Here is a 6602-nt window from a genome sequence, read left to right on the forward strand (position 1 = left end):
ATTCATGGCTAATTGCTTTGCTTGTTGCTGAAAGCTTGTGATATGTTTGATAGAAGGAAGTAATTCTTGCTTGTTTATGCTAGAATTAGGGCTAGCTCTGTTGGTGGAGGATAGGATATCTGTAAAAGCTTGTGGGCTGTGGAATCCCGAAGCTTGGGGGCTAACTTCATCTAAAAATACCCTTTGAGCATTTTGTAGTTTATTTAACAGGTTACCTCGCTTTTTTGGAGCAAATGATAAGCCCTTATAAGTATCTCCATAATCTCTATTCACATTCACAAAAAATAATTTATCATCTAAAGTTTTAGCAAAAAGTAACTCCCCTGCTTGGTCTATAAAGATTGCTTCAGGGTGTGTGAAAGTTTCTAATATTTGCGGGATATACTTTTCTCTACCATTATTTACAATCTTTTCAAAGTCTTTTTTAGTTAACTTTATATCTTTGCCTAAAGTTTCTTTTAATCCATGCGGGATATTCACAATAAAATCATCTTCCAAGCTTTTAAGATTAAAGGTTTTTAGCCAAAGCTCTTGTATAGCTTTTTGGTTTGTTGTATCTATAGCTTTATTGTTATTGGCATTAGCAAGCAATCTTGTATCTTTGTTAGGCTTAAGCTTTGGATAAGCGGCTTCGTATAAAGATTGCATTTGTGCTAAAAGCTCGCTTAGCTGTGTATAAATTCTTTGAAATTCTAATTGTTGATATTGCTTATTTAGTAGATATTGGCTAGTAGCTATATTTCCTCTATTTTCTAGGTTAGAGATATTACTTAAGCCTTGATTTGCAATGTTCTTTGTAGTTTTTGGCTCATGAATAATTTCAGCATCAACAATATCATCTATCTTTATGTTCTCTATTTGCTTGTTTGTTGTATCTATTTGAGATAGTAAAAAGCCTAATTGCTTCTTACTTGAGGCTTCTTGTGTGTAGGCTTGCGCTGCTTCATCATAAGCTTTATAGGTAGATGTATTAAACTTCTCTCTAAAGCTTCTAAGCTCATTAAGAATAGCTTTTGAATCTTGCATATCTGTTGTATTTTTCTCTAATCCTGCTATAAGTGTTTCATTTAGCTCCTTTGTGCTTCTGGCATATTTCAAAGCATTGCGTAGATGATTCTCAAATGCTAAAGAGCTAGCCCTCTCACTTACAGAAAAGCGTCCTGAAACTCGATACAAAGTGTTATAAAAATACATTTGGACCTTACCCCAAAATGTATTACTAAGATAGCTTTGTGGCTTCTCTCCTATTGCATTGCTAATTGCTTTTGCTATTGCCAAATCATTGAAGTAAAACTTTCGCATATCCTCAAATAATTCAATCTTTGCTAGCAAATTTGTATCTGTAATATATGGCTTTAGAGCCTCTAAATCATCTATTAGCCTATCCCATGCAATAGCCTTATGCTTTGATTTAATTATCTTTGTATTTCTATCTATTGCTTCTTGAATTGCCTTTGCTTGCAAGTTTGACTGCATATTCTTAGCAATTCTCTCAAAGGACCTATTATTAAATCCGCTTTTTTTAGCTGTATCTAGGATATTGCTATAGAATTTATCTTGTGTGATTTCTTTCTCTTTGCTTTTGTTCTTGATATTTTGTGTATAGAAATCACTTTTTACTAAATCTTTAAAGTCTGCATATTCGGCGTTAATGTTTTGATATTCTTTGAAGAGTTTTTTAGCTTCAATCCCACTTATATTGCTAAGTATGTCTAAAGCTTCTTGTATATCAGAATCTATTGTTTGGTTGATATTTTTTAAGGCTTGAATGCTAGGCTTTTTTAGCTCCTTGCTGCGCAATTCTTGATTTACTGCTTTGCGCAATGCAAATAAATCTTGTATTGTCGGATTTGGCTTTAGGGCAAAGCTCTGCAAATCATTAATAATTCCTTTATGCTCAACTCTTGGAATAGAATCTTTTAAGTCTTGTAATATATCTACTATTTGTCTTGTTGTGCGCTCAAAGTCTATGCCCTCTAGTGCTTCTACTAGAGCATTCTCTACTCTGCCATATTGACTTTTTAGCTCCTTTTCATATTCATTTACATAGCCTTTAAATCCTTGTTTATCAAGCTCGCTTTTATTGATAGCCGGAATTCCACCTCTAGCAACTAATGTTTGCATAGTATTATGCTCAACAATTTTTAAATAATAAAAAATAAATTTACTTTTCAACAAATTTTATCTGAAGAACGATAAGGATAACAAAGCCCGCCAGCCCAAAATCTTTCGCTCATAAAATTTGCAAATCCAGCATATTCGCCACGAGCTGCAATAGTAAAGTCGTCGCCTTCGTTGTTAAAATCATCATAAAAGCCATACAAAGTTATGCCCGAATTTATCATAGAATAGCGACCATTTTCCTTAAGTTGGCTAGTTTTTATGTTTGCTTCGATAAGGCAATATACACTTCCCCTATTGTAGATACTTTATCTTAATTAGAGATTCTTCACTGCGGTTTTAGTCATGATAAAAGAACTAGCCACCTCACAATGACAAAATGAAGAGATAGCTAAGATTATGATAAGGGAAATCATCAGAGTGAGACACGACAAGCCATTAAAACAAACCAGATTCTAATCGTTGCACCCTTGCTATAAAGGGTCAAAGCTTAAATCTTAGAATTCATTTAAAACATCTTGCAATGACTTATATATAGCATGCGCTAGTAATCTATATCCGCTAGGAGTTAGATGTACATCTGATTTAGAAAGATTATTTAGTATCCAGCAATCTTTGCCGCCTGTGCTTCTTATAAAGTCATCAATATCAAATAATATTAGTCTTTGATTTTGCGCTATGTCATATATCCACTCTTTGACTGGCTCAAAGCTCTTTGCCATTGTATATTCCTTAGTTTTGCTATCTTCTTTTATTAACATAACAGGGGGTGGCGAAACTATTAATATTACAGAGTTTGGATTATATTCCCTTAAAATATCGATAAATTCAGAATAAAAATCTATAAACCTTTCTTTACTTAGATTATCAAATACTGCATCATTGCTTCCATAACAAAGAATAACCAAGTCATATTCTAATAGGCTTAATTGCTCTTTGATTGAATCTAGATTCCATCTTAGCCAAATATCTGATCTAGCTCCATTTATCCCTAAATGCTCTATTAAAGATGGCTCTTCTTGTTTATAAATGAAATACCCCCCAAGCTTTGCATTTTCATATAATGCTTCAATAGTAATTGGGAATCTTAGATGATACTTTGCAATCTCCCATCGATTGCTACTAGGCGTTAGTACCTCTACTAATCCATTAGAATCCTCAATACGAAAGGAGCGAGTATTCTCTTTTGACTGAAATATTATTTGCACTATGAAATCCTTAGAATTTAGGCTAGCTAAAGATTTTTCATTCACATCTATGGTAATGCTAGCCCCTAGCTTTTCTGGCATTGCCACTACACCACCTAGCGCGTAATCCAATATATCATAACCCCTTTTTCTTGAATCAAAAATTGTAAAGTTTTTTTCTTCATATTGAACAAGAAAGTTATTATGATATTTTGGCATGAGAGGATATACAAATCCAACCGAATTAATATCGCCTATTATCTCTCGCAATTCATGGGTTATAAAGTCCCCTGCAATATGGGAATCACCTAGCACCCTAATCTTAATATCCTTATTGTTTGCTAGCTTGTCTTTTAGATATAGCAATGGCTTCTTGTCATGATTGAAATTTAATATAAAGGCATTATCTAAATAGCTTTTAATGTCAATATTATCATCTATAAAACTACCAGCATACAAAATACCAATAATGCAAGATAATATACATACTAGAATTTTCACGCAATTCCTTAAGTTATAGCTTTTTAAAGTAATGATTTTCTTCTATAACAAGCCTTTGAATTAGCAATTGACTAAGCATCTTATAGCCATTTGTGCTTAGATGGATTCCATCTTGGGCTCTAACTAACATACTCCTACCATTAGAATCTTTAATATAGCTACTAAACTTGCCGTTGTCTGTAATGGATTCTGTAGTTAGGAATAAACCATTACCATGTAATCTTTCTTTATACATATCATTTAAATGAGAAATTTTTTTATTTAGCTTCCTATCTCTAACGATTGGCACTTCAAACCATACAACAAATATATCATTTACCTTTGCAATAGATAATATTTCATCAATCCTTGAGGCATACATTTTATCCCACTCTTTTGTTCCAAATTTCACTTGATCTAAATCCCATGGATCATTTGCTCCCAGACACACAACCAACACAGATATATTTTGATTCTTATCTATGGCTTTTTTTGTCTCTTTTGCCCAATCAAAAGAATGTGTATAAGTAAGACCTGTGCTCTGCTTTGCCATATTTAGCACTCTTAGCCCCTTTTTTCCTAGCTGCTTTACAAGCGAAGCACCTATACCCTGCATTAATGAATCTCCAATCAAGAGAAACTCTATATCTTTGTCTATAAATAGCTTACCATCATTAAATCTAATTCCACTTAAGCTAATATTGCTATTATTATCTTGTAACTCTGAATCACTTAAAAATTGCTCTGAATGAAGATCCTTAAAATCCTTATAAGATTCGAATTGGAAATTATTGTCTTGATTGTATAAACTGTTATTATCTGTGATTATGTTTTGATCATTTTCTGTATGCTCTAATAAATCAAGATTTTCTTCATCTTGAGTTTTGCTATGTGTTGTTTGGGCATTATCTATATTGTTTGAATGGTTAATATTAGAACTAGCATTAGCATTATGGGCTAGATTCTCACTCTTATATTCTCTATCAAAGAAAGCTTCACGTATGGAATCTAACTCCTTAGCAAAAAATGACGGAGAATAATTTTTTAACCCAAAATCAATATGATATGTTCGTATAAAATAATCCATTAAGCTATGCCAAAAGACTAAGCAAACTAAAACAATACTAGTAACACCAATAAAGAGTAATCTAAAAAGTTCCATTAAAATCCAGCATAAATAAAATTTGGAATCCCATTCGCACTTAATCCAATAATAACGCAAACTAGAAAAGCAACTAATAATGGCTGTAAAAGTAATGGTATAGAATCCAACACCAAGCAAGAAAGTTTTATGGTGTGCTTCATATATGGATAAATAAGAAAGCAAAACATACACGCAATAAGGCATTCCCACTCAAAATTAGAAACTTGCATAGAAGTATTATTTACTAGGCTTTGTATATATAGAAACGAATCTGATATATCTGTAAAGACAAAAAACACCCAAGCAAAAGTAACAAAGTGAAAGGTAATAATAGAGCTAATATATGGCAGTTTGATTTTTATATCATAGAATCTTAGGATATTTACAAAGATTATAGCTAGACCATGCAATAGCCCCCAGATTAAGAAATTCCATGTATTGCCATGCCAGATTCCAGACAAGCCAAACGAAATAAGCACAAATACTTGCGCAAGGAAAAACCCCTTTCTATTTCCACCAAGCGGGATATATATGTAATCTCTAATAAATGTCGAGAGGCTAATATGCCATCTAGCCCAGAAATCCTTGATATTTCGCGCCATATAGGGCATATTGAAATTAGAGGGTAATCTAAAACCAATCATAAGGGCAAACGCACTTACTAGATTCACATAGCCACTAAAGTCGCAATACAACTGCACAGAATAGGCATAAATTCCAAGCAGAAGAGAAACAGAACTATATGTGCTTGGGTTTTGCAAAATAGGTTCAGAATAGATTTGCAAATAATTAGCAATAAATATCTTTTTTGTAATGCCAAGCAAGATTAGAGTAATGATTAAAGAAATATATTTTAGCTCCCTATTGCTATATAGCTGTGAAAAAAAGTATTGGCTTCGCATAATAGGTCCAGATATAAATGTCGGGAAAAAGGATAAATAACACGCTAGAAAAAAGAATTCTTGAGGAATATTACCTTTTAGCACACTATGTAGATATGTTACTGATGCAAAAGTGTAAAAACTAAGCCCCAAAGGAAAAATAATATCAATTTGTTTCCCACTAAATCCAAATAAACCAATAAATATATCAAAGCTATCTTTTATTGCATGAAAGTATTTAAAGAAGCAAAGATTAAGCAGCACAATACCAACGCAGCAAGTAAACGCAAGCACTGAATCAAACTCAAAAATAAGTAAAGAAAATATATAAATCACAATGGTATAGACAAAAACAACTAATGCGAAATAAGGATTTATCCATGCAATAATGGCATAGTTAAAAAAAAGCAAGCATATATTTTGCGCTTCTAAACCAAAGAGTTTAAGCACTCCCCAATATAATACAAGAAACACAAGCAAGCAGCAAGCAAACTCAATGGTAAAAAATATCATTTATTAATCCTAACATTAACATAAGTATGTTACTTAAGAAGGGGAGACTTTTTAGAGATAAGAATTATAACAAACTTTCCATTCAGCAAAATTTGATTGGTTGTAAAATTAGCTCACAAATAAAACAAATTAATGTAAATAATCAAGCAATAATTTCATTGCAATATTTACAAAGTCCCCTCTACATCCACTCCACCTCTTTCTGTTATAATCTACTTCATTTTTCATTCTATTCTATTTATTCTATTTGTTGTAAGACTTTTATGCTCTTTAACT

At 32.4% G+C, this 6602-nt stretch carries 5 protein-coding genes; all 5 read right to left on the reverse strand.

Going from position 1 to position 6602, the window contains the following annotated elements:
• A partial coding sequence (locus LS73_RS09535; RefSeq protein WP_138070029.1) for a PBECR2 nuclease fold domain-containing protein occupies positions 1-2124 on the reverse strand: 2124 nt, incomplete at its 3' end.
• A gap of 47 nt (positions 2125-2171) precedes the next feature.
• Positions 2172-2426: a restriction endonuclease subunit S gene (locus LS73_RS09540; protein WP_328590924.1), complete on the reverse strand. Its 255-nt coding sequence runs from the start codon at positions 2424-2426 to the stop codon at positions 2172-2174.
• A gap of 192 nt (positions 2427-2618) precedes the next feature.
• A complete protein-coding gene (locus LS73_RS09545; protein ID WP_034558410.1) occupies positions 2619-3809 on the reverse strand; it encodes a GDSL-type esterase/lipase family protein in 1191 nt (396 codons plus the stop codon).
• A 13-nt stretch (positions 3810-3822) separates the two neighbouring features.
• Positions 3823-4950, reverse strand: coding sequence for an SGNH/GDSL hydrolase family protein (locus LS73_RS09550; protein WP_104692265.1), 1128 nt, complete (start codon positions 4948-4950; stop codon positions 3823-3825).
• Positions 4950-6326, reverse strand: a complete 1377-nt coding sequence (locus tag LS73_RS09555; protein ID WP_034558414.1) for an MBOAT family O-acyltransferase — start codon at positions 6324-6326, stop codon at positions 4950-4952. The genes LS73_RS09550 and LS73_RS09555 overlap by 1 nt, the downstream gene beginning before the upstream one ends.
• Between the last annotated feature and the right edge of the window lie 276 nt (positions 6327-6602).

The sequence above is a fragment of the Helicobacter muridarum genome (genome assembly GCF_000765805.2).
Classification (GTDB): Bacteria; Campylobacterota; Campylobacteria; order Campylobacterales; family Helicobacteraceae; genus Helicobacter_A; species Helicobacter_A muridarum.